This window comes from Microbacterium sp. LS_15 (assembly GCF_041954735.1).
GTDB lineage: Bacteria > Actinomycetota > Actinomycetes > Actinomycetales > Microbacteriaceae > Microbacterium.
The window spans coordinates 24,745-50,053 of record NZ_JAVAYD010000007.1; the positions used below are offsets into that span (position 1 = coordinate 24,745).

Below are 25,309 nucleotides of genomic sequence, written 5' to 3' on the forward strand. Positions count from 1 at the left end.
TCGATGAGGATCCTCGTGGTGTGCGGCGCCGGCGCGTCGAGCACGTTCGTCGCGCAACGATTGCGGCGTGCAGCGGCCGACGCCGGGCTGGAGTGGCAGGCGAAGGCCGGCACCGAGCAGTCCGTGTACGGCGGCGACCACGACCTCGTCCTCCTCGGTCCTCACTTCGCCGACCGTCTCGACAGCATCCGCGACGCCGTCATGGCGCCCGTCGCCGTGCTGCCCGCAGACGTCTTCGCGGACAGGGACGGCACGCGCACGCTCGCGTTCGCCCGCTCGATCATCGACGTCAGGAACACCCCGAAAGGAACACCATGACCGTTTCCCGTACCGTCCGGATCGGCTCGTCGCACGGCCTTCACGCCCGCCCCGCAAAGCTCTTCGCGCAGGCGGCGAAGGAGTCGGGCATCGCCGTCACCATCGCGAAGGACTCGGGTAAGGCCGTCAACGCCGCCAGCATCCTCGGCGTCATCGCCCTCGCGATCGAACACGGCGACTACGTCACGCTCACCGCCGACGGCGACAACGCCGAGAGCGTGCTCGACACGCTCACGGAGCTGCTCACGACCGACCACGACGAGGCGACCGTATGACCGAGCTCCGCGGAGTCGGTATCGGTCTCGGTGTGGCCCTGGGGCCGGTCGTCCGGATGACCGAGGCGCTGCCCGCGCCCGACAGCACGCCGAGCACGCAGGGCGCCGATGCCGAGCGCACCCGCGTCCGCGAGGCGATCGCCGCCGTCGCGGCGGAGCTGAACGCCCGCGGGGAGACCGCCGGCGGATCGGCGCAGGAGGTGCTCGAGGCTCAGGCGATGATCGCCGAGGATCCGACGCTGCAGGACGAGGTCGACGCCCGCATCGACGACGGTGCGACGGCCGAATGGGCCGTGCACGACGCGTTCGCGGGCTTCCGCGCGACCCTCGAGGCCGTCGGCGGGTATCTCGGCGAGCGCGCCGCCGACCTCGACGACATCGCCCAGCGCGTGCTGGCCCGTCTGCGCGGCGTCGACGCGCCCGGTGTCCCCGATCCCGGTCACCCGTTCGTGCTCGTCGCCCGCGACCTCGCGCCGGCCGACACGGCGCTGCTGAACCTCGATCAGGTGCTCGCCCTCGTCACGTTCGACGGCGGTCCCACCTCGCACACCGCGATCCTCGCCCGCGAGAAGGGCATCGTCGCGATCGTCGGCGCGGCCGCCGCATCCGATCTCGCGACCGGCCAGCCGGTCATCGTCGACGCAGCGGCCGGCATCGTCACGGTCGACCCGTCAGACGACGAGAAGGAGCGCGCCGAACAGCGCGCCGCGGCCCGCCGCTCGGCGGACGCCGCACCCCTGACTCCCGGCGCCCTCGCCGACGGCACGCTGATCCCGCTGCTGGCGAACCTGGGGAAGCCTGCAGACGCAGCCGATGCCGTCGAACGCGGGGCCGAGGGCGTCGGGCTGTTCCGCACCGAATTCCTGTTCCTGTCGTCGTCGCAGGCGCCGACGGTCGCGCAGCAACGCGAGGCGTATCGCGAGCTGCTGGCCGCGTTCCCCGGCAAGAAGGTCGTCGTGCGCATGCTCGACGCCGGCGCCGACAAGCCCCTCGCGTTCCTGAACGACGCGCACGAGGAGAACCCGGCTCTCGGACTGCGCGGGCTCCGTGCGCTCCGCGCCAGCGAGGACATCCTCCGCGAGCAGCTCACTGCGCTCGCGGAGGCGGATGCCGAGACCGAGGCCGAGCTGTGGGTCATGGCCCCCATGGTCGCCACCGTCGAGGAGACCGCCTACTTCACCGGTCTCGCGCGCGAGTACGGGCTCAAGACGGCCGGCGTCATGGTCGAGGTGCCGTCCAGCGCTCTCCTCGCCGACCGCGTGCTCGCACACGCCGACTTCGCCTCCATCGGCACCAACGACCTCACGCAGTACACGATGGCCGCCGACCGCCTCCTCGGTTCGGTCGCCGGTTTCCAGGACCCGTGGCACCCCGCTGTGCTGCGCCTGGTCAGGGAGGTCGGTGACGCGGGCGCTCGCCTCGGCAAGCCCGTCGGCATCTGCGGCGAGGCGGCGGCAGACCCGCTGCTCGCCGTCGTGCTCGTCGGCCTCGGCGCGACGAGCCTGTCGATGGCCCCGTCCGCCCTGGCGGACGTGCGCCACACCCTGTCCCAACGAACCCTCGACGAGGCGCGGAGCCTCGCCGAAAAGGCACTGGCGGCCGACGACGCCGCCGGAGCCCGCACCGCGGTGGTCGAAGCCACAGCTACCCTCCCTCACCAGAAAGAGACGACATCATGACGACGACGTCACCGGCCGCCACCAGATCAGGCGGCCTCCGCACAGGCGTGCAGCGCTTCGGCACGTTCCTGTCCGGAATGATCATGCCCAACATCCCCGCGCTGATCGCGTGGGGCATCATCACGGCGTTCTTCATCCCGGTGGGGTGGACACCGAACGAGCAGCTCGCCACGCTGGTCAGCCCCGTCATCCACTACCTGCTGCCGATCATCATCGCGTACACCGGTGGAACCATCGTCTACAAGACCCGAGGCGGCGTGGTCGCCGCGATCGCCGTCATGGGTGCGATCGCCGGTTCCGACTACCTCATCGCCCAGGTGAACGCCGATCTCCCCGCCGACAACCAGCTCGGTCAGATCCACATGTTCATCGGCGCGATGATCATGGCGCCGCTCGCGGCGTACACGATGAAGTGGCTCGACTCCCTCTGGGAGGGCAAGATCAAGGCCGGCTTCGAGATGCTCGTGAACATGTTCTCGGCCGGGATCTGGGGCTTCGTGATGGTCGTCGTCGGGTTCTACCCGATCGCGTGGCTGGTCAACGGCTTGATGAACGTGCTCTCCACGGCGGTCAACTGGCTGGTGGAGACGAACCTCCTGCCCTTGACCAGCATCCTGATCGAGCCGGCCAAGGTCTTCTTCCTCAACAACGCCATCAACCACGGTGTGCTGACCCCGCTCGGCACCCAGCAGGCGGCGGAGAGCGGCAAGTCGATCCTGTTCCTCCTCGAGGCGAACCCGGGTCCGGGTCTCGGTCTGCTCCTCGCGTTCACGATCTTCGGCATCGGCGCCGCCCGGGCGTCCGCACCCGGTGCAGCCGTCATCCAGTTCGTCGGAGGCATCCACGAGGTGTACTTCCCGTTCGCGCTGATGAAGCCCGTGCTGATCGTGGCGCTCATCGCGGGTGGCATGACCGGAGTCACGACGAACATGCTCCTGGGGACGGGCCTCATCGCACCGGCCGCACCGGGAAGCATCATCGCGGTTCTGGGGCAGACGTTCCGCACCGACTACCTGGGGGTGATCCTCTCGGTCGTCCTGTCGGCTGCGGTGACCTTCATCATCTCGATGATCATCCTGCGGGCGAGCCGCAAGAAGGATCTCGCCAAGGAGGACGCGTTCGCGGCCGCCGTCGCGCAGACCGAGGCCAACAAGGGCAAGTCCTCGGACGCGCTGAGCGGTCTCGCGTCGAAGGCCGCGGCGACCACCGCCGTCGCGACGACCCCGATCCAGAACGTGGTGTTCGCGTGCGACGCGGGCATGGGTTCGTCGGCGATGGGTGCGAGCGTGCTGCGCAACAAGCTCAAGAAGGCGGGCATCGAGGGCGTCACGGTCACCAACCAGGCGATCGCCAACCTCGACGGCACGGCCGACCTCGTGATCACGCAGCAGCAGCTCACCGACCGTGCGAAGGCGCAGTCGCCGAACTCCGTGCACGTGTCCGTGGACAACTTCATGAACGCGCCGCAGTATGAAGAAGTCGTCGAGATGGTGCGCGAGCAGCGCGAATCCGGCGAATGACAGACCGGGCGGGGCGGGTGCCACGGCATCCGCCCCGCCCCCATCTCCGCAGAATCCTCGGAAAGGAATCACCATGAGCGTTCTCACCCTCGGCCAGGTCCGCATCCACTCCGGCTCCAGCACTCGGGAGGCCGCGCTGCAGGAGGCGACCGACATCCTCGTCACCGCGGGAGCCGTCACGCCCGCGTACGCAGACGCCATGCGGCAGCGCGAGGAGACGGTGTCGACGTACATGGGCAACGGGCTCGCCATCCCCCACGGCACCAACGACGCCAAGGATGCGATCCTCGGCTCCGCGCTGTCGGTCGTCCGTTACGACGGCGGCGTCGACTGGGCCGGGGAACAGGCGACGTTCGTCATCGGCATCGCCGGCAAGGGTGACGAGCACCTGGAGATCCTCTCGCAGATCGCGATCCTCTTCTCCGACGAGGACGACGTCGCGAAGCTGAACGCCGCGCAGACCCCCGACGAGCTGTTCGCGCTGCTCTCGGCCGTCAACGAGTGATGGGCGACCGTTCGATGAAGGCCGTCCACTTCGGCGCAGGGAACATCGGCCGTGGATTCGTCGGCCTGCTGCTCAATGAGGGCGGGTACGAGGTCGTCTTCTCCGACGTCGCCGATGCGCTGGTCGACGCGATCAACGCCGTCGACTCGTACACGGTGCACGAGGCGGGCCCCGGGGGCACCGACCACGTGGTGACCGGCTTCCGCGCCGTCAACAGCAAGAACGACCCCGAGGGCGTGGCCGACGAGGTCGCGACGGCCGACGTCGTCACCACCGCGGTCGGGCCCACGGTGCTGCGCTTCGTCGCGCCGGCGATCGTGGCAGGGCTCGCCCGCCGCTCCCCCGACGCCGCGCCCCTGCAGGTCATGGCCTGCGAGAACGCCATCGGGGCGACGGACACCCTGCGGGCGGAGGTCGAGAAGGCGGCGGGAGCGGATGCCGCCGAGCTGCTCTCCCGCGCGGTGTTCGCCAACACTGCGGTGGACCGCATCGTCCCGGGCCAACCCGCAGACGGTGGCGTCGACGTCACGGTCGAGCCGTACTACGAGTGGGCCATCGAGGCGGGCGCTTTCGGCGGGAGCCTGCCGAGCATCCCCGGAGCGCACTTCGTCGACGATCTGGCGCCCTACATCGAGCGCAAGCTCTTCACCGTGAACACCGGCCACGCGGCCACGGCGTACTTCGGAGCCCGCGCCGGCATCGAGCGGATCTCGGACGCGCTCGACGATCCCGATATCGCCGCGCGCGTGTCGGCCGCTCTCGAGGAGACCTCGGCTGTCCTGGTGGCCGAGCACGGCCTCGACCCCGCAGAGCTGGCGGACTATCGGGCGAAGATCCTGGAGCGCTTCCGCAACCCGTCGCTCGTCGACACCGTGCAGCGCGTCGGCCGACAGCCGCTGCGCAAGATCTCGCGTCACGAGCGGTTCATCGGCCCGGCGGCGATGGCCGCCGAGCGGGGCCTGCCGACGATCGCCCTCGTCGGGGCGGTCACGGCCGCTCTCGAGTTCGAGGAGCCGGAGGACCAACAGGCCGTCGAACTGCAGGCGTTGCTGCGCACGGAGGATGCCGAGGCGTTCACCACCCGCACGACCGGACTCGACCCCGAGCACCCGCTGTTCCCCGCCGTGCGCGACGCGGTCGCCTCGCGGCAGACGGCGCTGCGCGCCTCCTGATCCGCAGCTCTTCCGGACCACGCCCCCTGCCGCCCCGATCGGCAGGGGCGTTCTGCGCTCCGGCGCCCGCACAACCGACGACACTCGGCGGCGCGCAGGTGCAGGACGTACGGTTGATGCGTGCAGAAGAAACGTCGCCGGGTCCTGAAATCCGTCGTGTGGGGCCTCGTCGGGGTGATCGTGCTCGGCGCAGCGGGCATCGTCGTGTGGAGCCAGGTCGGCGTCATGGCGGCCGAGCCGGAGCCGCTCGCCGACGTCCGCGCCAACAGCGCGATCGACGTGGCCGACGCTCCGCAGGGCATCGTGATGACCCCGGCCGGCGGGGAATCGGACCTCGGGCTCGTGTTCGTCCCGGGCGCGAAGGTCGACCCCTGGGCGTACGCGCCGATCCTGCAGAGCCTCGCCGAGGACGGCGTCACGGTCGTCATCACCCGTCCGTGGCTGAACCTCGCGTTCTTCGACCTGCGCGGACTCGATTCCTTCACCTCCGCCGCCCCCGACATCGACGACTGGGCGGTGGGAGGTCACTCCCTCGGCGGCGTGCGCGCCTGCCAGCTCGCCGCCGACGCCGAGGCGCTGGTGCTGTTCGGCTCGTACTGCGCCGGCGACGTGTCGGCATCCGACCTCCGCGTGCTCAGCATCTCCGGCAGCGAGGACGGTCTGTCGACGCCCGCCAAGATCGAGGACGCCCGGCACCTGCTCCCCGCCGGCGCCGAGATGGTGGAGATCGACGGTGCGTCGCACGCCTCATTCGGGGACTACGGTCCGCAGGCCGGCGACGGCACTGCGACGATCTCGGACGAGGTGATGCACGCACAGGTCGCGGAACTCCTCCGGACGTTCTTCGCCGAACTGCCCGCGGGATGACACACGCGGCTCGTCCTGTCGTCAGCCGATCCGCGTGATCAGCGCCTCGAGTCCCATGCCGTAGTCGATGCGAACCACCGGCAGCGCGAGCTTGTCGGTGCCGATGGTCACGTACCCCGGTTCGATCGTCCTCGCCATCTCGAAACCGGCCATCGCGACGCCCTGCTTGGCCGTGTCGTTGTAATGACCGAACGGGTAGGCCATGACTTGGCGCACGCCCAGGATGTCGCCGGACGCGTTCATGTCGGCCGCGATCTCCTCGGCCGTCCAGTTGACCATGCGGCCCTTGCCGTTCTCGCCGGCCTGATGCATGTCGTTCGTGTGCGAACGACGCTGCACGTAGATCGACGGCGCCGGATCCTGCCCGTACGCGGTGATCATGAACGAGGTCGACAGCAGCTTGTACTTGTCGATCACCGGGACGGCGAGGTCGAACCAGGTCTGATCCGCATCGTCGTCGGTGATGATGACGGAGTGCGCGGGGAGGAAGAGCCGTCCGTCGATGAAGGCGCTCAGCTCGTCCCACGTCGGCAGGTAGAAGCCCGTGGTCGCGATGTGGTTCATCTGCGCCTCGAAGTCGCCGATGTAGGCGTAGTTGCCGCGCAGCCACCCGGACTCCCCATCGGGGTTCGTCGTGAACTGGTGATACATGAGGATCGGGATCTTGGCGTTCTCGGCCGCGTTCGCCTCGGGGGTCGTCCACCCTGCGAAGAGCTCGACCTGCTGGTCGACGCAGACCACGGGATCGGCGCCGTTGACGCGGACCGCCGTCGACAGCGCGGCGGCATCGGCTTCCGTCGGGTACCAGCCCGCGAAGACGCGCCCGTCTTGAGCGGGGATGGGCAATCCTGCGTACAGAGCGTGCTGCCACTGCAGCATCGGGTCGACCGGAGCCCCGTCGCCGAGGAACGTGACCGCACAGGCGAGCGGGTCGTCGGCATCGACCACGAGCTGCTGCGCGGGCGTCAGCGGCCTCTCGATCGGCTGCGCCTCGATGCGCGGGAAATTCACCTCCGGCGGGCGATTCAGCGACGCGAATGCGACAGCGCACGCCCCTGCGACGACCAGCACGGCACTGACTGCGACGACGACGCCGATGCGGCGCCTCTTCTTCCCCCCGGAAGCCACGACCCTCCTCCTCGCGGCTCAGCCGGAGAAGCCCTCGCCGATCATCTCGACGAGCTCTTCGCGTTCCTCGACCGGCAGGAACGCGGCGGAGGCGGCGTTGAACTGGAAGGTCTCGAGGTCGTCGAGGTCGTACTCGAACGCCTCCACGAGCAGCGCGAGCTCACGCGTCAGAGAGGTGGCGCTCATGGTGCGGTTATCGACGTTCACGGTCACCGCGAACCCGAGCTGGTACAGCAGGTCGAACGGGTGGTCGGCGAGAGTCTTGCCCCATGCCGCCACAGCCCCCGTCTGCAGGTTGGAGGAGGGCGAGAGCTCGAGCGGGATCTCCCGGTCGCGCACCCACCGTGCGAGGTCGCCGAACTGCACCTGCACCTCGTCGCCCTCCTGCGTGATCACCTGCAGGTCCTCGGCGATGCGGACGCCGTGTCCGAGACGCAGAGCACGTCCGTCGAGCAGTGCGGAGCGGATCGATGCGAGCCCCGCAGCCTCTCCGGCGTGCACCGTGACGGGGAAGAAGTTCTCGGCGAGATAGTCGAAGGCCGCGCGGTGGCCGGACGGCGGAAAGCCGTCTTCGGGGCCGGCGATGTCGAAGCCCACGGCCCCGCGGCCGCGGTACGACACGGCGAGCTCCGCGATCTCGCGGGCACGGTCGGTCTGGCGCATCGCGGTGATCAGCTGACCGACGCGGATGCTGTGGCCGGAGCGATCCGCGGCATCCTCGCCCTCCTCGATCCCCTGCTGCACCGCCTCGACCGCGTCGTCGAGCGAGAGGCCGCGCGCGAGGTGCTGCTCGGGAGCCCAGCGGACCTCCCCGTAGATGACGCCGTCCTTCGCGAGGTCCTGCACGAACTCCTTGGCGACGCGGGTCAGCCCCTCCTTCGTCTGCATGACGGCGATCGCGAGGTCGAAGGTCTTGAGGTACTCGACGAGTGAGCCGGAGTCGCTCTTCGACGCGAACCACCGCCCCAGCTTGCGGGGGTCTGATTCCGGCACCTCGACGCCGATGGCGTCGGCGAGCTCGATGATCGTCGCGGGGCGCAGCGCGCCGTCGAGATGGTCGTGCAGCGACACCTTCGGCAGGGCGCGCAGAGACGCCCCCTGGATGGTGACGTCGCCGTTCGCGTCGATCGACATGTGTTTCCTCTCGGTCGCGGATCGGTCAGTTCAGGGTAGCGCTCGAAGCAGCGCACCCCCGGACGCCGCTCAGGCGGTGATGCGCTCGCGCACGATGGGACCCGACTGCGGGGCGCTGTCGCCGACCTCCCACGACCCCTCGAGCGCTTCGAGCGCGCGCGAGAAACGAGCCTCGTCGGCGGCGGAGAGCGTGAACAGCGGCTGCCCCTCCGTCACCCGATCGCCGGGCTTCGCGTGCAGGTCGATCCCCGCCTCGAAGATCACCGGGTCCTCGGCGCGAGCGCGTCCCGCGCCCAGACGCCAGGCGGCGATGCCGAACGGCAAGGCGTCCATGCGTGTGACGACGCCGTCGGCCGGGGCTGTGACGACGTGGGTCTCGCGCGCCGTCGGGAGTTCGGCGTCGGGATCGCCGTCCTGCGCGCGGATCATCGCCTTCCAACTGTCCATCGCGCGCCCGTCGTCGAGAGCGGCCTCGACGTCGGCATCCGGCTGTCCGGCGAGCGCCAGCATCTCCCGCCCCAAGGCGATCGTGAGCTCTCGCACGTCGGCGGGACCGCCGCCGGCGAGGACCTCGACCGATTCGCGCACCTCGTTGGCGTTGCCGATCGCGAAACCGAGCGGCACGTTCATGTCGGTCAGCAGCGCGGTCGTCGCGACGCCCGAGTCCGTGCCGAGCGCGACCATCGTCCGGGCGAGCTCGCGGGCGCGGTCGATGTCCTGCATGAAGGCGCCTGAGCCGAACTTCACGTCGAGCACGAGCGCGTCTGTGCCCTCGGCGATCTTCTTCGACATGATGCTGGACGCGATGAGCGGGATCGCCTCGACGGTCCCCGTGACGTCGCGCAGCGCGTAGAGCTTCTTGTCGGCGGGCGCGAGACCGGACCCCGCGGCGCAGATCACGGCGCCGACGTCGCTCTTCATCTGCGCGAACATCTCGTCGTTGCTGAGCGCCGCGCGCCAACCCGGGATCGATTCGAGCTTGTCCAGGGTGCCGCCCGTGTGACCCAGACCTCGACCGGAGAGCTGCGGCACGGCGACGCCGAACACCGCCACGAGCGGAGCGAGCGGCAGCGTGATCTTGTCGCCCACGCCGCCCGTCGAGTGCTTGTCGACGGTCCTCTTGCCGAGGCGTGCGAAGCTCATCCGCTCGCCCGTCGCGATCATGGCGTCCGTGAGGACACGGATCTCGTCGCGCTCCATCCCCCGCTGGAAGACGGCCATCGCGAACGACGCCATCTGCGCGTCGGAGACGTATCCGCGGGTGTAAGCGTCGACCATCCAGCGCAGGGCCGGTTCGGACACCGCTCCCCCGTCGCGCTTCGCGCGGATCACGTCGACGGCGTCGAAGGGCTCAACGCTCATCGGGCGTCCTCCAGGTCTCGGGGGCCGAACGCGTCCGGCAGGACTTCGTCGATCGTGCGGATGCCGGAGACGGTCTCCAGCAGCATCCCCGGCATCGCGTGCTCGAACAGCAGCTGGCGGCAGCGGCCGCACGGCATGATGGTCTGCCCGTCGTTGTTGACGCACACGAAGGCGACGAGCTGACCACCGCCCGACATGTGCAGATCGCCCACCAGCGCGCATTCGGCGCACAGGGTCACGCCGTACGAGGCGTTCTCGACGTTGCAGCCCGCGACGATCCGCCCGTCGCCGACGAGTGCCGCGGCTCCGACCTTGTAGCGCGAATAGGGCGCGTACGCCTTCGTCATCGCGTCGGTCGCGACCTGACGCAGTTCATCCCAGTCGATATCGGTCATGTCTCTCTCGACTCCTCGGGTGTCAGGACTTGATGTACGGGATGCCGTCGGCAGCGGGGGCGCGCGACTTCCCGACCGCGCCGGCCACCACGAAGATGGTCACCAGGTACGGCAGCATCAGCATGAACTCGCTCGGCACCGGCGACCCGACGACCTTCAGCGTGTTCTGCAGGTTCGAGGCGAAGCCGAACAGGAGTGCTGCGAGAGTCGCTCGCAGCGGGTGCCACTGTCCGAAGATCACGGCGGCCAACGCGATGTAACCGGCTCCCGCGGTCATCTCCTGGTTGAAGGCGATTCCATTGCCCACGGTGAAGACCGTGCCACCCGCACCGGCGATCGCGCCGGCGAGGAGGACGTTCCAGAACCGCGTCCGGCCGACGTTGATGCCGACGGTGTCGGCGGCCTTCGGGTGCTCGCCCACCGCGCGCATCCGCAGTCCCCACCGGGTGTGGAACATCGCGAAGTACACGGCGAAGATCGCCACGTACATGATGTAGACGAGGATCGTCTGGCGGAACAGCACCGGTCCCAGCACGGGGATGTCGGACAGCAGCGGGATCGGGATGCGGTCGAAGCGCGGCGGGGTGTTGAGCTGTGCGGCATTGGGCTGCAGCACCTGCGAGTACAGGAAACTCGTCAAGCCCGTCACGAGCACGTTGAGCACGACACCGACGATGACCTGCTCGACGAAGTACACGATCGCGAAGGCCGCCAGCACGGATGCCACGAGGGCGCCGGCCACCATCGCCGCGATGAGACCGAGGAACGGCGACCCCGTGAGCGTGGCGACCACCGCGGCTGTGAACGCGCCGCCGAGCAGCTGGCTCTCGATCGCGATGTTCACCACACCGACCCGCTCGCCGATCACGCCGCCGAGTGCGCCGAAGATCAGCGGCACGGCGAGCGCCAGCGACCCGGCGAGCAGTCCGGGAACGGGGATGGTCTGCCCCGCGGCCGCCCAGGCCAGGAACGCGAAGACGAGAACGACGACGAAGACGGTCGTCAGCCAGAGCGGGACCTTGCGGTGGCGCTGGACGAAGACCGCTGCCAGCCCGGCCAGGGCCGCGGCGATCGCGATGCAGATCCAGACCGCGGCGATGACGGGCACGATCAGATCGGGCAGGACGATCGCATCGCTGCCCGTGGAGATCCGGAACGTCGTCTCGCCGTCGCGTGGGGCGAGCACGACGAGGATCGCGAAGATCACCGTGAAGATGCCCAGCACGATCGGCGCCTTCCAATTGCGCGTGACCAGCCCTGTCTCGACGGCGGGCGGGGTCAATGGCGCGCTCAGCGTGTTGATGCTCACCGGGCGACCTCCTTCGCTGCGAGGGCGGCTTCACGCCGCAGCTCCCGCTTCCGGCGCCGCGCCTCGCGCTTGCGAGTGCGCTCCGGTGAGGGGAGGAAGAAGATCGCGCGCACCAGAGGCGGAGCGGCGATGAACAGGACGATGAACGACTGGACGACTGTCACGATCTCGAGGGGGATCTGCTCTGCGGCCTTCATCGTGAAGCTTCCGGCCTTGAGCGCGCCGAACAGGAGCCCGGCGGCGAAGGTCCCCCACGGGGTGGAGGCACCGAGGAGTGCGACGGTGATGGCGTCGAAACCCACGCCCGCATCCACCCCCGAGGTGACACCCGTGGTCGATGCGCCGAGCACCTGGTTCACACCCGCCAGTCCCACGAGGCCGCCGGCGATGAGCATGCCCACGATGTACATGCGATTCACGTTGATACCGGCGACTCGGGCTGCATTCGGGTTCTCACCGACGGCTCGGAACTGGAAACCGAGGCTCGAGCGGTTCAGGATCCACCAGACGAGGATCGTCGCCAGGACTGCGAGGACGAATCCGAAGTTCAGATTGAACTGATCCCCCAGCAGCTTGGGGAAGACCGCTGTCGTGTCCATCGGCGGCGATTTCGGGTTGTTCGATTTCGGATCCTGAAGGAGTCCCGGCGTCCGCAGCAGGTACGACACGAGGTAGAACGCGACGTAGTTGAGCATGATCGTGACGATCACCTCGTGGGCGCCGGTGCGAGCCTTGAGCAGACCGACGATCCCGCCCCAGAGCGATCCGGCGATGATGCCGACGATCAGGGCGACGAGCATGTGCAGCCCCCAGGGGAGGTCGACCGCGAAGCCGACCCACCCTGCAGCAGCCGCCGCCACGAGCATCTGACCGCGGCCACCGATGTTGAACATGCCGATGCGGAAGGCGAGCGCGACGCCGAGGCCGGCCGCGATCAGAGGCGTGGCGAACGTCAGGGTCTCGGTCAACGGCTTGATCGCCCTGACGAACGTCGGTGCCTCGTAGTTGAAGATCGACCCGCGGAAGAGAGCCGAGTACGCGCCGAAAACGCTGTTCCAGATCGCGGCGATCGTGTCTCCCGGGCGGGCGAAGAAGTACCCGGATGCCGCCTGAACGTCCTTGTCGGTCGCGGCGATCATGATTCCGCCGATGATGAACGAGAGCACGACGGCGAGGAAGATGATCAGGCCGTTGCTGCGCGTGATCTGCTGGAGCAGCGCGTGATAGCGAGGCGGTTCAGGGACCGCCGCGTCGGCCGCCTGCTTGTGCGGTGCGGTGTCGGTCATGCCGCTGTCCCCTCTTCGACGGGGTTCTCGCCCGCCATCATCAGTCCGAGCACGCTGCGAGGCGTGTCGCCGGGCACGATGCCGACGATACGGCCCCGGTACATCACCATGATGCGGTCGGCGAGCGCGCTCACCTCGTCGAGCTCGGTCGACACGACGACCACCGGGACGCCTGCGTCGCGCGTGGCGATGATGCGCTTGTGGATGAACTCGATCGACCCGACGTCTACGCCTCGCGTGGGCTGAGCCGCGACGAACAACTGCAGGTCGCGGCTCAGCTCACGGGCGAGCACGACCTTCTGCTGGTTACCCCCGGAGAGGCGCCCGACCGCGACGTCCACGCTCGAGGCACGCACGTCGAACTCGTCGAACTTCTCCTTGGCGAATGCCTGGAGGACATCGCGACGGATGGTGCCCCGTCGCACGAACGGCTCACCCTTCGTGCGGTCGAGCATGAGGTTCTCGGCGATCGAGAACTCCGCGACGAGCCCGTCGACGTTGCGATCCTCCGGAACGAACCCGACACCGGCGTCGAGGATCTGCCTGACGGTCGCGCCCGTGACCTCGCGGCCGTTCAGCGAGATGCTGCCGAGGACCTTGGGCTGAAGGCCGAGGAGGGCCTCGGTCAGCTCCGTCTGGCCGTTGCCCTGGACACCCGCGATGGCGAGGACCTCGCCGGCACGCACCGCGAAGGACACGTCATCGACGACGGACTGACCGTTCGGGGCGATCACAGTGAGATTCTCGACGGCAAGGGCGACAGCGCCCTCGCGGGGAGGCTCCTTGCTCACCGTGAGCGACACATTGCGCCCCACCATGAGCGTGGCGAGCTCTTCGCTCGACGCAGTCGGGCTCGCCTCGCCCACGACCTTGCCCAGACGGATCACCGTGATCCGATCGGCGACGGCACGGACCTCGCGGAGTTTGTGGGTGATGAAGACGATGGCCGTGCCCTCGTCGCGCAGCTGACGCATGATGCCCATCAGCTCATCGGTCTCCTGCGGGGTGAGGACCGCGGTCGGCTCGTCGAACACGAGGATCTTCGCGTCGCGAGACAGAGCCTTGATGATCTCGACGCGCTGCTGCACCCCCACGGGGAGGTCTTCGACGACGGCATCAGGATCGATGTCGAAACCGAAGCGCGCGGAGATGTCCCGCACGCGAGCACGCGCGGTCGGCAGGTCGAGGAGCACGCCACCCTTCGTCGGCTCGTGACCGAGCATGACGTTCTCGGCGACCGTGAACACAGGCACGAGCATGAAGTGCTGGTGCACCATCCCGATTCCGGCCCGCATGGCGTCGCCGGGTCCGCTGAAGCTCTGAGGGAGGTCATCGAGAAGAATCTCCCCCTCCTCGGCTCGGTAGAGACCGTAGAGAACGTTCATCAGCGTCGATTTGCCGGCCCCGTTCTCGCCGAGGAGGCAGTGGATCTCCCCCGGCTCGACGACGAGGTCGATGTGATCATTCGCTGTGAACGTTCCGAACCTTTTCGTGATGCCACGGAGTTCGAGCTTCATGGGCCGATCCTATTCACTGCAAGAAGTTCTCTGAAAGCGCGAAAGAGGGGCGGGGTCGCCGCGAACGACGCCCCCGCCCCCGGGGTCGGATCACTCCGACAGGTAGGACTTCACCGGGATGGAACCGTCGATGATCCCAGCCGTGATGGTGTCGAGCTGGTCCTGCAGATCTGCGGGGACCTTGGACTCGAAGTCGTGGAACGGAGCGATGCTGACGCCGCCGTTCTCAAGCGTTCCCACGTACGGCGAGCCATCGAAGTCGCCCTTGGCGGCAGCTTCGACGACGTCCTTGACCGAGACGTCCATGCCCTTGCGGACCGAGGTGAGGAGCAGGTCGCCGACCGAGGGGTCGGACTCGAAGACGTCGGCGTCGGCGCCGATGAGCGCGATGTCCTTGCCCGAGTCGCGGATCACCGAAGCAGCGCTCTGGTAGATCGGACCACCAACGGGGAAGAGAACGTCGACGTCCTGGTCGACAATGCCCTGAGCGGCGTTGATCGCGTCCTGGTTGGCGTCGAAGCCGCCCGTGAACACGCCGTCGCTGCCGTCCCATCCGATGACCTGGACGTCACCGCTGTTCTCGGAGTTCCAGTACTCCACACCCTGCTTGTAGCCGTCCATGAAGACGCTCACGGTGGGGATGTTGACGCCGCCGAACGTGCCGACCTTGCCGGTCTTCGTGTAGGCCGCAGCGGAGTAGCCGGCGAGGAAGGCCGCCTGCGCCGTGTCGTACACGAGCGGCTTCACGTTCTCGGAGTCGGTCTTTCCGTCGCCGTCGGTGTCGACCATGTCGTCGATCGAGACGAACTCGACGTCGGGGTTGGCCTTGGCCGCAGTCGCGGCCTCGGGAGCCAGCAGGAAGCCGACCGTGATGATCAGGTTGCAGTTCTGGTCGATGAGGCTGTCGATGTTGCCCTTGTACTCGGACTCGTCCTTCGACTCGACGGTCTTCGGCTCGACGCCCAGATCCTCGCCGGCCTGCATCAGCCCTTCGTAGCCGAGCTGGTTGAACGACTTGTCATCGAAGCCTCCCGCATCGGAGACCATGCAGGGCAGGAAGTCGGATGCAGCGTCGCCGCCTCCGTTGTCGCCCGATTCCGTCGGAGCCTGGCCGCAGCCGGCGAGTGCGAAGACGACGCCCGCGGCGATGGTGGCGCCGAGAAGCTTCTTGGTGGTGGAGATGGTCAACTCATGCCTCCTCAACGAACCCGCGGCCCTCGCGGATCGATCAAAGTTACCTACTGTTTCGCCGATTCCGTATATCGGCGAGCGGGCCGGTAGGGAATGGTTACAAACCTGAAATCAAGCCGACGAGTGAGCACGGATGCGCGCTCATCTGCGCATCAGAGCACGTCTCCGCGCCCCGTGAGCTTGAGCGACTCCACCACGCCCTTCACCCGCTGCGCATGCTCGACCGTCGTCACGAGCAGTGCATCGGGGGTGTCGACGACGACGATGTCCTGTACTCCCACCAGGCTGATCACGCGCGTCGTCTGCGAGACCAGGATGCCGCTCGCGGCATCCGACAGCACTCGCGCCTTCGGACCGAGGACGGCGAGGTCGTTCTTGCGCCCGTTCGTGATGAGTTTGGTCAGCGAGGCGAAGTCGCCGACGTCGTCCCAATCGAAGTGCCCCGGCACGACCGCGAGCCGCCCGCGCCTCGCGGCGGGCTCGGCGACGGCGTAGTCGATGGCGATCTTCTTCAGACGGGGCCAGATACGGTCGACCGCCGGACCGCGGCGCTCACGGTCGTCCCACGCCTCCGCGAGCTCGAGGAGGCCCGCGTGCAGCTCGGGCTCGTTCGCCGCGAGCTCGTCGAGCAGCACGCTCGCTCTGGCGATGAACATGCCGGCGTTCCACAGGTAGTCCCGGCTCGCGAGATAGGCCCTCGCCGTGTCGATGTCGGGCTTCTCGACGAAGCTCTCCACCAGGGCGGCCTCCCGGGCGCCGTCGACGACGAGCTCCGGGCCCCTCTTGATGTAGCCGAAGCCCACCGCCGGCTCGGTCGGAGAGATGCCGATCGTGCAGATGTACCCTTCGCGCGCCACCTCGACGGCATCCCGCACCGCGAACTCGAACACGCGCGTGCCCCGGATCACGTGATCGGCGCTGAACGATCCGATGATGACGTCGGGGTCGCGCCGGTGCAGGATCGCGGCCGCGAGTCCGATCGCGGCCGCGGACTCGCGCGGCTCCGACTCGAGGAACACGTTGAGGTCGGCGATGCCCGGCAGCTGCGCCTCGACGGCCGCGCGATGGGCGCGACCCGTGACCACAGCGATGCGATCGGGACCGGCGAGCGGCTCGAGCCTGTCCCAGGTGTCTCGGAGCAGCGAATGCCCGGATCCGGTGAGGTCGTGCAGGAATTTCGGTGCGTCCGCCCGCGAGAGCGGCCACAGCCTGCTGCCGATGCCTCCGGCAGGGATCACAGCGTAGAAGTTATCGATCGGTCCAGTCACCATGCCAGGGTAGCCCGTCCGGAAATCTCGACATCGAGAGAGTTAGGTTCCCCTTCGTCGCCCGCACCCTCCGTGCGGGAATAGGATGGTCATCGATCGGCCGTGCCTCGCGGTGACGGGATCCTGCCCGGACCACGCAGCGCACGCGACCGAGTCACATCGATCCAGGGAGGACGATCGTGTCCACAAGCGCTCGCTTGACACCGTCGATTTCGGAAACCACGTCAAAGACCCCCCGCGGCACCCTCTACCGGGGTCGCGAAGGCATGTGGTCGTGGGTGCTTCACCGCATCACCGGAGTCGCCATCTTCTTCTTCCTGTTGGTGCACGTGCTCGACACGGCACTCATCAGGGTGTCGCCGGAGGCGTACGACGCCGTCATCGGCACGTACAAGAACCCCGTCATGGCGCTCGGCGAAGTCGTGCTCGTCGCGGGCATCGTCTTCCACGCCATGAACGGTCTGCGCATCATCGCGGTCGACTTCTGGTCGAAGGGCGCCCGCTACCAGCGTCAGCTCTTCTGGGGCGTGCTGCTGGTGTGGGGCATCATCATGGCGGGCTTCGTGCCGCGCCACCTCATGCTCGCGTTCGCCGGCTTCGGAGGAGGACACTGATGACCGCTCAGACCGTCGCCGCCCCCACCCGTGCACGCCGCGGAGTCAACCTCGAGAAGTGGGGCTGGGTCTTCATGCGGGTCTCGGGCATGGTGCTCGTGATCCTCATCTTCGGCCACCTGTTCATCAACCTCATGGTCGGCGAGGGCATCCACGCCCTCGACTTCGCGTTCATCGCGGGCAAGTTCGCCACCCCGTTCTGGCAGTGGTGGGACGTGCTGATGCTGTGGCTGGCGCTGATCCACGGCGCGAACGGCATGCGCACGATCGTCAACGACTACGTCACCAACGCCACCGCGCGCAAGGCGCTGATCTGGGCCCTCGGCCTGTCGGCCGCACTGCTGATCATCCTCGGCACCCTCGTGGTCTTCACGTTCGACCCGTGCCTCGGAGTGACCGAGTCGAGCACGCTGTGGGAACAGTGCCAGACGCTGGGCAAGTAGAAGAGAAGGCATAAGAAGAAGTGACTACAGAGACCCAGGACTCCTTCGTGCGCGACGGCGTGCACTACCACCAGTTCGACATCGTCATCGTCGGCGCCGGCGGCGCGGGAATGCGCGCCGCGATCGAGGCCGGTCCCGGCGCGAAGACCGCCGTGATCTCCAAGCTCTACCCGACGCGGTCGCACACCGGCGCAGCGCAGGGCGGCATGGCGGCGGCCCTCGCGAACGTCGAGGAGGACAGCTGGGAGTGGCACACCTTCGACACGGTCAAGGGCGGCGACTACCTCGTCGACCAGGACGCGGCCGAGATCCTCGCCAAGGAGGCGATCGACGCGGTCATCGACCTGGAGAACATGGGCCTCCCCTTCAACCGCACGCCCGAGGGCAAGATCGACCAGCGCCGCTTCGGCGGGCACACAGCCGAGCACGGCAAGACGCCTGTGCGCCGCGCCTGCTACGCCGCCGACCGCACGGGACACATGATCCTGCAGACGCTGTTCCAGAACTGCGTCAAGCTCGGCATCAACTTCTTCAACGAGTTCTACGTGCTCGACCTCATCACGGTGAAGGATGCCGCGGGCAGGACGCAGGTCGCCGGTGTCGTCGCCTACGACCTGTCGACCGGCGAGCTGCACGTCTTCCAGTCGAAGGCCGTGATCTTCGCCACCGGCGGCTTCGGCAAGATCTTCAAGACCACCTCGAACGCGCACACCCTCACCGGTGACGGCGTCGGCATCGTCTGGCGCAAGGGCCTCCCTCTGGAGGACCTGGAGTTCTTCCAGTTCCACCCGACCGGTCTCGCCGGTCTCGGCATCCTCCTCACCGAGGGCGCGCGCGGCGAGGGCGCGATCCTCCGCAACGCCTCCGGCGAGCGGTTCATGGAGCGCTACGCCCCCACCATCAAGGACCTCGCTCCCCGAGACATCGTGGCGCGCTGCATGGTGCAGGAGGTCGCGGAGGGCCGCGGCGCCGGTCCGCACAAGGACTACGTGCTGCTGGACTGCACGCACCTCGGAGCCGAGGTCCTCGAGACCAAGCTCCCCGACATCACCGAGTTCGCGCGCACCTACCTCGGCGTCGACCCCGTCGTCGAACCGGTGCCGGTGATGCCGACCGCCCACTACGCCATGGGCGGCATCCCCACCAACAACAACGGCGAGGTGCTCGCCGACAACGACACCGTCGTCCCCGGCCTGTACGCAGCCGGCGAGTGCGCGTGCGTCTCGGTGCACGGCGCGAACCGCCTCGGCACGAACTCGCTGCTCGACATCAACGTCTTCGGCAAGCGCTCCGGTCGCAACGCGGTCGAGTACGTCAAGACCGCGGACTTCGTCCCGCTGCCCGAGAACCCCGCGGCGTTCGTCTCCGACATGCTCGAGGGCCTGCGCAACAACCAGGGCACCGAGCGCATCGCCGTGCTGCGCAAGACGCTGCAGGACGAGATGGACAAGGGCGCGCAGGTGTTCCGCACGCACGAGTCGCTGCAGCACGTCCTCGGCGTCATCGCCGAGCTGCGCGAACGCTACAAGAACGTGCACGTCGACGACAAGGGTCAGCGATTCAACACCGACCTCCTCGAGGCGGTCGAGCTGGGCTTCCTGCTCGACATCGCCGAGGTCGTGGTCTACGCGGCGCAGAACCGCGAGGAGAGCCGCGGCGGTCACATGCGCGACGACTTCCCGAAGCGCGACGACGAGAACTACATGCAGCACACGATGGCGTACCTCACGGGCGACCCGCATTCCTCCGACCCGAGCGACCACATCAAGCTCGGCTGGAAGCCCGTCGTCTTCACCAAGAACGAGCAGGGCGAGTTGAACTACCCGCCGATGGAGAGGAAGTACTGAGAATGTCGAACGCACTCGCCGAGGCCCCCGCAGAGGCCACGGAGGACACCGGCATCCAGTCCTTCATCGTCACGTTCAACATCCGCCGCTTCGACCCCGAGGTCGACGCGGAGCCGCACTGGGTCGACTACGACGTGGAGCTCTACTCCACCGACCGTGTGCTCGACGCGCTGCACAAGATCAAGTGGGAGGTCGACGGCTCGCTCACGTTCCGCCGCTCGTGCGCCCACGGCATCTGCGGCTCCGACGCCATGCGCATCAACGGTCGCAACCGCCTCGCCTGCAAGACGCTGATCAAGGACCTCGACATCTCGAAGCCGATCTACGTCGAGGCGATCAAGGGCCTGCCGCTGGAGAAGGATCTCGTCGTCGACATGGAGCCGTTCTTCGCGTCGTACCGCGAGGTCCAGCCGTTCCTCGTCGCGAACTCCGTGCCGGAGAAGGGCAAGGAGCGCACCCAGTCGATCGCCGATCGCGAGATCTTCGACGACACCACGAAGTGCATTCTCTGCGCCGCGTGCACCTCGTCGTGCCCCGTGTTCTGGACCGACGGACAGTACTTCGGCCCGGCCGCGATCGTGAACGCGCACCGCTTCATCTTCGACTCCCGTGACGACAACGCGGACGTCCGCCTCGACATCCTCAACGACAAGGAGGGCGTCTGGCGCTGCCGGACGACCTTCAACTGCTCCGAGGCGTGCCCCCGTGGCATCGAGGTCACCAAGGCCATCGCCGAGGTCAAGCAGGCCGTGCTTCGCGGCCGCCCCTGACGGCTTCCGCTGTCGGGCGGGCGGTCTCCTTCGGGAGGCCGCCCGTCTGCTTTTTCCGCCCGCGTCCGCCGATAGGGTGAAGACGTGTCGGACCGAGATCGAGCAGCAGGCGAGCCCGAGGCGGGGCGGATCGACGCCGCCGTGGAGCGCGCGACGACACTGACCCGACGCACGCTCGGACTGTTCCCGGTGCGGGTCTGGCGGCACTTCCTGCAGCACAACGGCTTTCTGCTCGCCGCGGGCGTCAGCTATCAGGCCCTGTTCGCCATCTTCGCCGCGATCTACCTCGCGTTCGCCGTCGCCGGCCTCTGGCTCGGAGCGAGCGAAGAAGCCGTCGACGCCCTGATCGACGTGATCAACAGCTACATCCCGAACCTCATCCAGGACGAGGGCGGACTCTTCACCCCCGATCAGGCGCAGGAGATCGCCGCGAGCACCACCGGCGTGCTCAGCGTCACCGGCCTCATCGCGCTGGGCACGGTCATCTGGACGGCCATCGGATGGGTGACGTTCTCGCGTCGGGCGACTCGAGACATCTTCGGGCTTCCGCCGGATCTGCGGAGTTACGTGATGCTGAAGGCGCGGGATCTCCTCGCAGCGCTCATCTTCGGTATCGCCCTGCTGGCGGGATCCCTGCTCAGCTCGGCGAGCGCAGCGGCTCTCAGCTGGCTACTCGGTCTCGTCGGGTGGGACACCGGGTCGACCGGACTGACCCTGAGCATCCGTCTCGGCACCGTGGTGGTGTCTTTCGCGCTGCTCTCAGGGGCGCTGGCGGCGATGGTCCGGTTCCTGACAGGTACCTCCCTCGCCTGGCGGACGATCTGGCCGGGTGCCCTCCTCGGCGGAGCGGCGATGACAGTGCTCCAGTACGGAGCCGGGTTCCTGCTGAGCTACACCCCGAGCAACCCCCTGCTGGCCACGTTCGCCATCTTCATCGGCCTCCTGCTGTGGTTCCGCGTCAACGGCGTGGTGATGCTGGTCGCCTCCTCGTGGATCGCCGTCGCCGCGCGGGATCGCGACCTCCCGTTGATGCACGAGACGGATGCCGAGCGGCGCGCCGCCGAGCACCGCACTCTGGTCGCTGCGGCGGAGATCCGCCTGCGCGAGGCCGTCGAGGAGCATGACTCGGCGCCCTGGTTCCGGACCTGGACGACGGCGCACGGCGTCCGCGTCGCCGAGGCGGAGCTGGACGAGCTCCGGGCGGCAGCTCCTCCCCTCCCCGACCCTCCACCGACGTTCGTGCAGCGGCTGCGCGCCGAGCGGGACCGTCCGCCCCGCGATGTCGGAGGCGCTCGTTAGGCTGGGGATCATGCCTCATCTGCGTATCGCCTCTGTCAACGTCAACGGGATCAGGGCGGCGGCCCGCAACGGGATGAGCTCGTGGCTCGATGCCGCAGACGTCGACGTGCTCACCCTCCAAGAGGTGCGCGGGCAGGACGAGCACCTCGAGGCAGCGCTCCCGGGGTGGACCTTCGTGCACGACGAGGCGAGCGCCAAGGGCCGAGCGGGCGTCGCGATCGCGAGTCGTGTTCCCGCTCTCGCCTCCCGCACCGACTTCGGTCCGGCCGAGTTCGATTCGAAGGGCCGGTGGATCGAAGCCGACTTCCTGATCGGCGACCGGCCGCTCACCGTCGTGAGCGCGTACGTGCACTCGGGCGAGGCCGACACTCCGAAGCAGGAGGAGAAGTGGAAGTTCCTCGACGCATTCGGGGTGCGACTCGCCGAGCTCGGACAGGATGACGCCCTCGCCCTCGTGACCGGCGACCTCAACGTCGGGCACCGCGAGCTCGACATCAAGAACTGGCGGGGCAACCGCAAGAAGGCCGGCTTCCTCCCGCGCGAACGCGCGTACTTCGATCGCTTCCTTGGTCCTGCCGGCGAACAGGTCGAGGGAGTCGACGGCACGACCGGCCCCGGGCTCGGGTGGGTCGATGTGGGTCGGCGCTTCCACGGCGAGGTCGAGGGCCCGTACACGTGGTGGTCGATGCGCGGGCAGGCGTTCGACAACGACTCGGGATGGCGCATCGACTACCACCTCGCCACTCCGGCGCTCGCCGAGCGCGTCACCGCCTACCACGTCGCCCGCGCGGCAGCGTACGACCAGCGGTGGAGCGACCACGCGCCCGTCGTCGTCGACTACACCTACTGAACTCTCGGGCGATGCCGTCGCCCATAGGATTGATACCGTGACCAAGCCTCGTCTCTACTCCGGAATGCAGCCCTCAGCCGACTCCCTTCAGATCGGCAACTACATCGGGGCGCTGCTGCAGTGGCGGGACCTGCAGACATCGTTCGACGCGTTCTTCTCCGTCGTCGACCTGCACGCCATCACCGTCGCCCAGGACCCGGCGGAGCTCCGAGAGAAGACCCGGCGGACCGCCGCGCAGTACATCGCTGCCGGCATCGAGCCCTCGCAGTCGACGCTGTACGTGCAGTCGCACGTCCGCGCTCACGCCGAGCTCGCCTGGATCCTCTCGACGATCACCGGCTTCGGTGAAGCGGGCCGGATGACGCAGTTCAAGGACAAGTCGGCTCGCTACGGCGCGGACTCCACGAGTGTCGGCCTGTTCACCTACCCGGTGCTCATGGCCGCGGACATCCTGCTCTACCAGACCGACGTGGTACCCGTCGGCGACGATCAGAAGCAGCACGTCGAGCTCACGCGTGACCTTGCCGAGCGCTTCAACTCTCGCTTCGGCGAGACCTTCGTCGTGCCGAAGCCGGTGATCCAGAAGGACACCGCTCGCATCTACGACCTGCAGAACCCGACGTCGAAGATGTCCAAGTCGGCTGAGAGCGACGCCGGCGTGCTGTGGATGCTCGACGACCCGGCGAAGTCCGCGAAGAAGATCATGCGCGCCGTCACCGACAACGAGGGATCAGTGCGCTTCGACCGCGAGAACAAGCCCGGCGTCTCGAACCTCCTGACCATCTACGCGGCCCTCACGGGTCGCCAGGTGGCGTCGATCGAAGACGAGTACGCCGGCCGCGGCTACGGGGATTTCAAGAAGGGTCTCGCCGAGGTCATCGTGAACGAGTTCGAACCCGTGCGCGCTCGCGCGCTGGAGCTGCTCGACGACCCGGCCGAGCTCGACCGCATCCTCGCCTCGAACGCCGCACGAGCCGACGAGGTCGCCGACGCGACCCTCGCGACCGTGTACGACCGCGTCGGCCTGCTGCGCCGAGTCTGAACCGGGGCGCACCTAGGATGGGGGCGTGAGCGATCCGCAGCAGCCCCCGTACGGTGACGTCCCCCCAGTGCCTCCGGCACCCGCCGCGTACCCTCCGGCGCCTCCCGCATCACAGGCTCCGCCGGCGCCACAGGCTCCGCCGGCACCACAGGCGCCGCCGGCACCACAGGCGCCGCCGGCCTACGCCGCTCCCCCGTCCTACGCGGCACCCGCCGCCTACCCGGCCGCTCCCGCGCAGGCGCCCCTGCCTCCGGGCGTCCCGCCGGCATCCGCCGCGGCCGGTGCTCCGACGTTCCCCGCTCCCGGCGGACCCGGGTTCCCGCAGGTCGCTCCCCCCGGGGCGTATCAGGTACCGGTCGGAGGGTACGCCGCCCCGGCCGGCGCGTACCAGGTGCCTCGCCCGACCGAGAAGAAGTCGGCACTGCTCGGCATCCTGTCGCTGATCTTCGCCGCCGTGTCCTCCGTGGTGACGCCGATCGTGGTCGGCGTCGCCGGCTACGAGATCGGACGCCGCATTCCCAGCGGCCTCGACACCACCGACCCCGACTTCCTGTCGCTGCTGTCCCCCGCCCGCGACCAGGTGCTCTGGGCCGAGATCTCGTTCTGGACCGGGACGATCCTCGGGATCGCGGCGATCGTGGTCGGCATCATCGCCATCCGCCGCAATCAGGGACGCGGCGCCGGCATCGCCGCGCTCGTCGTCGCCGTCCTCGGACCGATCATCTTCTGGGTCGTGCTGCTCTTCGCGGTCTCCACCGGGACCGCTGCGGGCTTCCTGCCGACGACCTGATCGGCGCCCAGCGCCCAGCGACGGGCGCCGCCCGCGGGTCAGCGCGGCGCGTGATGCTTCTGCTGTGCCGCGACGAGTCCCTCTGCGACGAGCAGCTCGACGGCGTCCGCACCGTCCGACACCAGGAGGGGAAGGTTCGCGCGCTCGTCCTTGCCGAACGGCGACAGCACCCAATCCGCCGGGTCCTGTCGACCGGGAGGGCGTCCGATTCCGACCCGCACCCGCGGGAAGTCCGGCGTCGTGATGGCGCTCGCGATGTCGCGCACACCGTTGTGTCCGCCGTGGCCGCCGCCGGTCTTGAGCTTGATCGTGTCGAAGGGGATGTCGAGTTCGTCGTGCACGACGACGACGCGCTCCGGCGGCACGGAGTAGAAGCGCGCGAGGGCGGCGACGGGCGTCCCCGAGACGTTCATGAACGTGTTCGGCTTCGCGAGCACGAGCTTGTCTGCCCCGGGTCGCAGCCACGTCTCGACGACCCGCGCACCGGCCTTGTGCTCGCGGAAGGTCTCGCCGCGTCGCGCGGCGAGCTCGTCGACGACCATCTGCCCGACGTTGTGCCGGGTGACCTCATATCGCGGGCCGGGGTTGCCGAGCCCCACCACGAGCCAGGTGGATGCCATGTCGTCGTCCTCTCGGGGGTTCGGACCGTGCGCTCCGCGGTCCGGATCGGGATACGACGGAGGGGACGCGATGACCTCGCGTCCCCTCCGTTCTGAAGCTGTCGGAGA

The 25,309-nt window shown here is 68.4% G+C and carries 25 protein-coding genes; 15 read left to right on the forward strand and 10 right to left on the reverse strand.

The window, feature by feature from the left end:
* Positions 1-3: 3 nt before the first annotated feature.
* From RAC69_RS10370 to RAC69_RS10400, 7 genes are all read left to right on the forward strand, one after another.
* Positions 4-318 (forward strand): PTS sugar transporter subunit IIB, encoded by a 315-nt coding sequence (locus RAC69_RS10370; RefSeq protein WP_375086746.1) that lies wholly within the window; start codon positions 4-6, stop codon positions 316-318.
* Positions 315-593 carry an HPr family phosphocarrier protein gene (locus RAC69_RS10375; RefSeq protein ID WP_096713712.1) on the forward strand — a complete coding sequence of 93 codons (279 nt, stop codon included), beginning with the start codon at positions 315-317 and terminating at the stop codon, positions 591-593. The genes RAC69_RS10370 and RAC69_RS10375 overlap by 4 nt, the downstream gene beginning before the upstream one ends.
* Positions 590-2,272 carry a phosphoenolpyruvate--protein phosphotransferase gene (gene ptsP / locus RAC69_RS10380; RefSeq protein WP_375086747.1) on the forward strand — a complete coding sequence of 561 codons (1,683 nt, stop codon included), beginning with the start codon at positions 590-592 and terminating at the stop codon, positions 2,270-2,272. The genes RAC69_RS10375 and ptsP overlap by 4 nt, the downstream gene beginning before the upstream one ends.
* Positions 2,269-3,792: a PTS mannitol transporter subunit IICB gene (locus RAC69_RS10385; RefSeq protein WP_375086748.1), complete on the forward strand. Its 1,524-nt coding sequence runs from the start codon at positions 2,269-2,271 to the stop codon at positions 3,790-3,792. Before ptsP ends, RAC69_RS10385 begins: the two co-directional genes overlap by 4 nt.
* Before the next feature lie 73 nt (positions 3,793-3,865).
* Entirely contained in the window at positions 3,866-4,297 is a 432-nt protein-coding gene (locus RAC69_RS10390) for a PTS sugar transporter subunit IIA (RefSeq protein WP_375086749.1), read from the forward strand.
* A gap of 14 nt (positions 4,298-4,311) precedes the next feature.
* On the forward strand, positions 4,312-5,469 hold the full coding sequence (locus tag RAC69_RS10395; RefSeq protein ID WP_375086860.1) for a mannitol-1-phosphate 5-dehydrogenase: 1,158 nt from the start codon (positions 4,312-4,314) through the stop codon (positions 5,467-5,469).
* 120 nt (positions 5,470-5,589) lie between these two features.
* Positions 5,590-6,336, forward strand: coding sequence for an alpha/beta hydrolase (locus tag RAC69_RS10400; protein ID WP_375086750.1), 747 nt, complete (start codon positions 5,590-5,592; stop codon positions 6,334-6,336).
* A gap of 21 nt (positions 6,337-6,357) precedes the next feature.
* On the opposite strand, the gene RAC69_RS10405 is transcribed toward RAC69_RS10400, so the two are convergent.
* The 9 genes from RAC69_RS10405 to RAC69_RS10445 form a co-directional block, all read right to left on the reverse strand.
* Positions 6,358-7,464 (reverse strand): polysaccharide deacetylase family protein, encoded by a 1,107-nt coding sequence (locus RAC69_RS10405; RefSeq protein WP_375086751.1) that lies wholly within the window; start codon positions 7,462-7,464, stop codon positions 6,358-6,360.
* Between the two features lie 18 nt (positions 7,465-7,482).
* The gene (locus RAC69_RS10410) at positions 7,483-8,598 is read right to left on the reverse strand and encodes an adenosine deaminase (RefSeq protein WP_341933923.1); all 1,116 of its coding nucleotides are present in this window, start codon (positions 8,596-8,598) and stop codon (positions 7,483-7,485) included.
* A gap of 69 nt (positions 8,599-8,667) precedes the next feature.
* Positions 8,668-9,960: a thymidine phosphorylase gene (locus RAC69_RS10415; RefSeq protein WP_375086752.1), complete on the reverse strand. Its 1,293-nt coding sequence runs from the start codon at positions 9,958-9,960 to the stop codon at positions 8,668-8,670.
* The gene (locus tag RAC69_RS10420) at positions 9,957-10,355 is read right to left on the reverse strand and encodes a cytidine deaminase (RefSeq protein ID WP_096713717.1); all 399 of its coding nucleotides are present in this window, start codon (positions 10,353-10,355) and stop codon (positions 9,957-9,959) included. The genes RAC69_RS10415 and RAC69_RS10420 overlap by 4 nt, the downstream gene beginning before the upstream one ends.
* A 22-nt stretch (positions 10,356-10,377) precedes the next feature.
* The gene (locus RAC69_RS10425) at positions 10,378-11,658 is read right to left on the reverse strand and encodes an ABC transporter permease (RefSeq protein ID WP_375086861.1); all 1,281 of its coding nucleotides are present in this window, start codon (positions 11,656-11,658) and stop codon (positions 10,378-10,380) included.
* A 2-nt stretch (positions 11,659-11,660) separates the two neighbouring features.
* Entirely contained in the window at positions 11,661-12,950 is a 1,290-nt protein-coding gene (locus RAC69_RS10430; protein WP_375086753.1) for an ABC transporter permease, read from the reverse strand.
* On the reverse strand, positions 12,947-14,467 hold the full coding sequence (locus tag RAC69_RS10435; protein ID WP_375086754.1) for an ABC transporter ATP-binding protein: 1,521 nt from the start codon (positions 14,465-14,467) through the stop codon (positions 12,947-12,949). The genes RAC69_RS10430 and RAC69_RS10435 overlap by 4 nt, the downstream gene beginning before the upstream one ends.
* A gap of 90 nt (positions 14,468-14,557) precedes the next feature.
* Positions 14,558-15,655, reverse strand: coding sequence for a BMP family protein (locus tag RAC69_RS10440; protein ID WP_375086755.1), 1,098 nt, complete (start codon positions 15,653-15,655; stop codon positions 14,558-14,560).
* A 155-nt stretch (positions 15,656-15,810) separates the two neighbouring features.
* Complete coding sequence (locus tag RAC69_RS10445) at positions 15,811-16,929, reverse strand: mannose-1-phosphate guanylyltransferase (RefSeq protein ID WP_375086756.1); 1,119 nt, start codon at positions 16,927-16,929, stop codon at positions 15,811-15,813.
* A gap of 176 nt (positions 16,930-17,105) precedes the next feature.
* Here RAC69_RS10445 and sdhC point away from each other — a divergent pair, with 176 nt between their 5' ends.
* From sdhC to RAC69_RS10485, 8 genes are all read left to right on the forward strand, one after another.
* Complete coding sequence (sdhC, locus tag RAC69_RS10450) at positions 17,106-17,540, forward strand: succinate dehydrogenase, cytochrome b556 subunit (protein WP_096713723.1); 435 nt, start codon at positions 17,106-17,108, stop codon at positions 17,538-17,540.
* Positions 17,540-17,983 (forward strand): succinate dehydrogenase hydrophobic membrane anchor subunit, encoded by a 444-nt coding sequence (locus RAC69_RS10455; RefSeq protein WP_341933915.1) that lies wholly within the window; start codon positions 17,540-17,542, stop codon positions 17,981-17,983. Before sdhC ends, RAC69_RS10455 begins: the two co-directional genes overlap by 1 nt.
* Positions 17,984-18,003: 20 nt before the next feature.
* Positions 18,004-19,830, forward strand: coding sequence for a succinate dehydrogenase flavoprotein subunit (gene sdhA, locus RAC69_RS10460; RefSeq protein WP_375086757.1), 1,827 nt, complete (start codon positions 18,004-18,006; stop codon positions 19,828-19,830).
* A gap of 2 nt (positions 19,831-19,832) precedes the next feature.
* On the forward strand, positions 19,833-20,600 hold the full coding sequence (locus RAC69_RS10465) for a succinate dehydrogenase iron-sulfur subunit (RefSeq protein ID WP_341933913.1): 768 nt from the start codon (positions 19,833-19,835) through the stop codon (positions 20,598-20,600).
* Positions 20,601-20,684: 84 nt separating this feature from the next.
* Complete coding sequence (locus RAC69_RS10470) at positions 20,685-21,899, forward strand: YihY/virulence factor BrkB family protein (RefSeq protein WP_375086758.1); 1,215 nt, start codon at positions 20,685-20,687, stop codon at positions 21,897-21,899.
* 10 nt (positions 21,900-21,909) lie between these two features.
* On the forward strand, positions 21,910-22,749 hold the full coding sequence (locus RAC69_RS10475) for an exodeoxyribonuclease III (protein ID WP_341933911.1): 840 nt from the start codon (positions 21,910-21,912) through the stop codon (positions 22,747-22,749).
* 37 nt (positions 22,750-22,786) lie between these two features.
* Positions 22,787-23,791, forward strand: coding sequence for a tryptophan--tRNA ligase (gene trpS, locus RAC69_RS10480; RefSeq protein ID WP_341933910.1), 1,005 nt, complete (start codon positions 22,787-22,789; stop codon positions 23,789-23,791).
* A 25-nt stretch (positions 23,792-23,816) separates the two neighbouring features.
* The gene (locus RAC69_RS10485; RefSeq protein ID WP_375086759.1) at positions 23,817-24,581 is read left to right on the forward strand and encodes a hypothetical protein; all 765 of its coding nucleotides are present in this window, start codon (positions 23,817-23,819) and stop codon (positions 24,579-24,581) included.
* 38 nt (positions 24,582-24,619) lie between these two features.
* Here the strand turns inward: RAC69_RS10485 and pth are convergent, their stop codons facing one another.
* Entirely contained in the window at positions 24,620-25,201 is a 582-nt protein-coding gene (gene pth, locus RAC69_RS10490) for an aminoacyl-tRNA hydrolase (RefSeq protein WP_375086760.1), read from the reverse strand.
* Positions 25,202-25,309: the final 108 nt, after the last annotated feature.

Excerpts from the sequence above, each read along its gene's own strand:
- RAC69_RS10370 (WP_375086746.1), top strand. The coding sequence starts at position 4 with ATGAGGATCCTCGTGGTGTGCGGCGCCGGCGCGTCGAGCACGTTCGTC.
- RAC69_RS10375 (WP_096713712.1), top strand. The coding sequence starts at position 315 with ATGACCGTTTCCCGTACCGTCCGGATCGGCTCGTCGCACGGCCTTCAC.
- ptsP (WP_375086747.1), top strand. The coding sequence starts at position 590 with ATGACCGAGCTCCGCGGAGTCGGTATCGGTCTCGGTGTGGCCCTGGGG.
- RAC69_RS10385 (WP_375086748.1), top strand. The coding sequence starts at position 2,269 with ATGACGACGACGTCACCGGCCGCCACCAGATCAGGCGGCCTCCGCACA.
- RAC69_RS10390 (WP_375086749.1), top strand. The coding sequence starts at position 3,866 with ATGAGCGTTCTCACCCTCGGCCAGGTCCGCATCCACTCCGGCTCCAGC.
- RAC69_RS10395 (WP_375086860.1), top strand. The coding sequence starts at position 4,312 with ATGAAGGCCGTCCACTTCGGCGCAGGGAACATCGGCCGTGGATTCGTC.
- RAC69_RS10410 (WP_341933923.1), bottom strand. The coding sequence starts at position 8,598 with ATGTCGATCGACGCGAACGGCGACGTCACCATCCAGGGGGCGTCTCTG.
- RAC69_RS10415 (WP_375086752.1), bottom strand. The coding sequence starts at position 9,960 with ATGAGCGTTGAGCCCTTCGACGCCGTCGACGTGATCCGCGCGAAGCGC.
- RAC69_RS10420 (WP_096713717.1), bottom strand. The coding sequence starts at position 10,355 with ATGACCGATATCGACTGGGATGAACTGCGTCAGGTCGCGACCGACGCG.
- RAC69_RS10430 (WP_375086753.1), bottom strand. The coding sequence starts at position 12,950 with ATGACCGACACCGCACCGCACAAGCAGGCGGCCGACGCGGCGGTCCCT.
- RAC69_RS10435 (WP_375086754.1), bottom strand. The coding sequence starts at position 14,467 with ATGAAGCTCGAACTCCGTGGCATCACGAAAAGGTTCGGAACGTTCACA.
- RAC69_RS10445 (WP_375086756.1), bottom strand. The coding sequence starts at position 16,929 with ATGGTGACTGGACCGATCGATAACTTCTACGCTGTGATCCCTGCCGGA.
- RAC69_RS10455 (WP_341933915.1), top strand. The coding sequence starts at position 17,540 with ATGACCGCTCAGACCGTCGCCGCCCCCACCCGTGCACGCCGCGGAGTC.
- RAC69_RS10465 (WP_341933913.1), top strand. The coding sequence starts at position 19,833 with ATGTCGAACGCACTCGCCGAGGCCCCCGCAGAGGCCACGGAGGACACC.
- RAC69_RS10475 (WP_341933911.1), top strand. The coding sequence starts at position 21,910 with ATGCCTCATCTGCGTATCGCCTCTGTCAACGTCAACGGGATCAGGGCG.
- pth (WP_375086760.1), bottom strand. The coding sequence starts at position 25,201 with ATGGCATCCACCTGGCTCGTGGTGGGGCTCGGCAACCCCGGCCCGCGA.